Origin of the sequence: Novosphingobium sp. B-7, assembly GCF_000410615.1 — a bacterium.
Lineage (GTDB): Bacteria > Pseudomonadota > Alphaproteobacteria > Sphingomonadales > Sphingomonadaceae > Novosphingobium > Novosphingobium capsulatum.
Map to the genome: position 1 here is coordinate 1 of NZ_KE148346.1, position 2,774 is coordinate 2,774.

2 protein-coding genes are annotated in these 2,774 nt (G+C 65.6%); both read right to left on the reverse strand.

Translation table 11 applies throughout. The annotated features are described in order from the left end of the window. Nucleotides 1-82: 82 nt before the first annotated feature. Nucleotides 83-2,104 (reverse strand): acetyl/propionyl/methylcrotonyl-CoA carboxylase subunit alpha, encoded by a 2,022-nt coding sequence (locus tag H926_RS0112760; RefSeq protein ID WP_022676651.1) that lies wholly within the window; start codon nucleotides 2,102-2,104, stop codon nucleotides 83-85. 17 nt (nucleotides 2,105-2,121) lie between these two features. Next, a partial coding sequence (locus H926_RS27370) for a cobalamin-dependent protein (RefSeq protein WP_192816554.1) occupies nucleotides 2,122-2,774 on the reverse strand: 653 nt, incomplete at its 5' end.

Here is a 2,774-nt window from a genome sequence, read left to right on the forward strand (position 1 = left end):
TGCACTCATGCCTTTCCCAACGGTTTCGCCGTCCTGTAATTCACGCTTACGTAAACGTCAACTAGCCTTCCTGGCAGGCGGTTCATTCCATCTCGAGGATGATCGCGTCCACCGCCAGGCTTTCGCCGGCCTTGGCACGCACTGCCTTGACCTTGCCGCTCTTTTCGGCGCGCAGAATGTTTTCCATCTTCATCGCCTCGACCACGGCAAGCGGCTGCCCCGCTTCCACGCTGTCGCCTTCGGCCACGTTGAGCGACACCAGCAGGCCGGGCATCGGGCAGATCAGGAAGCGCGAGAGATCGGGCGGCACCTTTTCGATCATGTGCGTGGCATAGGGCGCCACGCGGGCGGGCAGCACCTGCACCTTGTGGATCGCGCCGCGCGTGGTCAGTTGGAAACCGCTGCGCGTCGGCTTGACCTTCACGCCCAGCACCGCGCCGTCCACCTCAGCCTCTACCAGCCAATCGCCGGGGGTATATTCCATCGCCAGATCAAGCGGCGTGCCATCGACGGTAACCTCGTCACCGGCCAGCGCCACGGCAAAGACCTGGCCACCCAGGGTGACCGACCATGCCGATGGCGGCCGTAGCCGCTTGCCTAACTGGCCATCCACCCGCCGGGCGCGATCGGCCCGCGCCGTCGCCAGGAACGCGGCAATGCCGGCCAGCGCGCGCTGCAGGGCTTCGTCGGCGGGGGCGCCGTGGAACCCTTCGGGATATTCCTCGGCAATGAAGCCAGTGGTGAGTTCGCCCGAACGGAAGCGCGGATGCTGCATGATCGCGCTGACGAAATCGATGTTGTGGCCCAGGCCCTCGATCTCGAACGCGTCGAGCGCGGCGACCTGGCGGTCGGCGGCCTCGTCGCGCGTCTTGCCCCAGGTGACCAGCTTGGCGATCATCGGATCGTAGAACATCGAGACTTCGCCGCCTTCATAGACGCCGTCGTCCACGCGCACGCCGTCCACCCCGCGCCGGCCATTGGCCTGGCCGTCGTCGGTCCAGCCGGCAAGCGGCGGGCGATAGCGCACCAGGCGCCCGGTGGAGGGCAGGAAGCCGCGATAGGGATCTTCGGCATAGACGCGGTTTTCGATCGCCCAGCCATCGATGCCGATATCATCCTGCGTGAAAGCCAGCTTTTCGCCGGCGGCCACGCGGATCATCTGTTCGACCAGGTCGATCCCGGTGATCGCCTCGGTTACCGGGTGCTCCACCTGAAGGCGGGTGTTCATTTCCAGGAAGTAGAACGACTGGCCGGTCTTGTCCGCGCCCGAAACGATCAGTTCGACCGTGCCGGCCGAATAATAGCCCACCGCGCGCGACAGGGCGACGCACTGTTCGCCCATGGCCTTGCGCATCTCCGGGCTGACGAAGGGCGAGGGGGCTTCCTCCACCACCTTTTGATGGCGGCGCTGGATCGAGCATTCGCGCTCGTTCAGGTACAGGATGTTGCCGTGCTGATCGCCCAGGATCTGGATTTCGATGTGGCGCGGGTTCTCGATGAACTTTTCGATGAACACGCGATCGTCGCCAAAGGAATTGAGTCCTTCGCGCTTCACGCTTTCAAAGCCCTCGCGCACGTCCTTTTCGGAAAAGGCGAGGCGCATGCCCTTGCCGCCACCGCCGGCTGACGCCTTCATCATCACCGGATAGCCGATGTCGTTGGCGATGCGCACGGCATGGTCGGTATCGTCAATCTCGCCGACATAGCCGGGAACGACGTTGACGCCGGCGGCCTTGGCCAGCTTCTTGGATTCGATCTTGTCGCCCATCGCGGCGATCGCGCCGACGGGCGGTCCGATGAACGCGATGTTTTCGGCGGCCAGTGCCTCGGCAAAGCTGGTGCGTTCCGACAGGAAGCCATAGCCGGGATGCACCGCGTCGGCCCCGGTGGCCTTGCATGCGGCAATGATCTTGTCGGCAATCAGGTAGGATTGCGCGGCCGGGGCCGGGCCGATGTGCACGGCTTCATCGGCCATCTGCACGAAGGGCGCGCGCGCGTCGGCGTCGGAATAGACGGCCACGGTGGCAATGCCCATGCGGCGCGCGGTCTTGATCACGCGGCAGGCGATTTCGCCGCGATTGGCGATAAGGATCTTCTTGAACATCGTCCTCTCCCGTCCCGTCACGCGTCGAGCGGCGGCATGTTGTGGCCCAGCAGGCGCAGCATATCGGCAGCGCATTCCACCACGTTCGATCCCGGGCCATAGATGCCCTGGACCCCGGCTTCGCGCAGGAAATCATAATCTTGCGGCGGGATCACGCCGCCCGCCACCACCTTGATGTCACCCCGCCCGGCTTCGCGCAGGCGCGCGATGAGTTCGGGGATCAGCGTCTTGTGGCCAGCTGCCAGCGACGAGGCGCCGATCGCGTCCACGTCGGTGGCAAGCGCCAGCACGCAGGTTTCTTCCGGCGTCTGGAACAGGGGGCCGCTGGTCACGTCAAAGCCCATGTCGCCAAATGCCGAGGCAATGACATTGGCGCCGCGATCGTGGCCGTCCTGGCCCATCTTGGCGACCAGCAGCCGGGGCTTACGACCCAGGCGCCGGGTCACGGCCTCGACGCCCTCTATCACCTGGGCATAGCGCTTGTCGGCCGCATAGGCCGCGCCATAGACACCCTTGACCGGGGTGGGCCTGGTGCCGTGGCGGCCGAACACCGCCTCCATCGCATCGGAAATCTCGCCCAGCGTGGCGCGATGGCGCGCCGCTTCAACGGCCAGGGCGAGGAGGTTGTGGGTGAGATCGGGGGCAGCGCCGCGCCCTTCGACAGGCTCAG